General features: G+C 52.3%; 1 rRNA gene. It reads right to left on the reverse strand.

What is annotated here, in order from left to right:
- Nucleotides 1-23 precede the first annotated feature (23 nt).
- Nucleotides 24-1,196 (reverse strand): 23S ribosomal RNA (locus OGV94_RS00025); the annotation flags it as partial.

The following is a 1,196-nucleotide window of genomic DNA, read 5'->3' on the forward strand; positions in this document are numbered from 1 at the left end:
CGCCAAAACATCTTCGGCGTTGTAAGGTTAAGCCTCACGGTTCATTAGTATCGGTTAGCTCAATGTATCGCTACACTTACACACCCGACCTATCAACGTCATAGTCTTTAACGTTCCTTCAGGAGACTTAAAGTCTCAGGGAGAACTCATCTCGGGGCAAGTTTCGTGCTTAGATGCTTTCAGCACTTATCTTTTCCGCATTTAGCTACCGGGCAATGCCATTGGCATGACAACCCGAACACCAGTGATGCGTCCACTCCGGTCCTCTCGTACTAGGAGCAGCCCCCCTCAATTCTCCAGCGCCCACGGCAGATAGGGACCGAACTGTCTCACGACGTTCTAAACCCAGCTCGCGTACCACTTTAAATGGCGAACAGCCATACCCTTGGGACCTACTTCAGCCCCAGGATGTGATGAGCCGACATCGAGGTGCCAAACACCGCCGTCGATATGAACTCTTGGGCGGTATCAGCCTGTTATCCCCGGAGTACCTTTTATCCGTTGAGCGATGGCCCTTCCATTCAGAACCACCGGATCACTAAGACCTGCTTTCGCACCTGCTCGAGCCGTCACTCTCGCAGTCAAGCTAGCTTATGCCTTTGCACTAACCTCCTGATGTCCGACCAGGATTAGCTAACCTTCGTGCTCCTCCGTTACTCTTTAGGAGGAGACCGCCCCAGTCAAACTACCCACCAGACACTGTCCGCAACCCGGGTAACGGGTCTACGTTAGAACACCAGCCATTAAAGGGTGGTATTTCAAGGTTGGCTCCACGCAGACTGGCGTCCACGCTTCAAAGCCTCCCACCTATCCTACACATCAAGGACCAGTGTTCAGTGTCAAGCTATAGTAAAGGTTCACGGGGTCTTTCCGTCTTGCCGCGGGTACACTGCATCTTCACAGCGAGTTCAATTTCACTGAGTCTCGGGTGGAGACAGCCTGGCCATCATTACGCCATTCGTGCAGGTCGGAACTTACCCGACAAGGAATTTCGCTACCTTAGGACCGTTATAGTTACGGCCGCCGTTTACCGGGGCTTCGATCAAGAGCTTCTCCTTACGGATAACCCCATCAATTAACCTTCCGGCACCGGGCAGGCGTCACACCGTATACGTCCACTTTCGTGTTTGCACAGTGCTGTGTTTTTAATAAACAGTTGCAGCCAGCTGGTATCTTCGACTGATTTCAGCTCCATG

Source organism: Citrobacter sp. Ce006, from assembly GCF_030336535.1.
Lineage (GTDB): Bacteria > Pseudomonadota > Gammaproteobacteria > Enterobacterales > Enterobacteriaceae > Citrobacter > Citrobacter europaeus.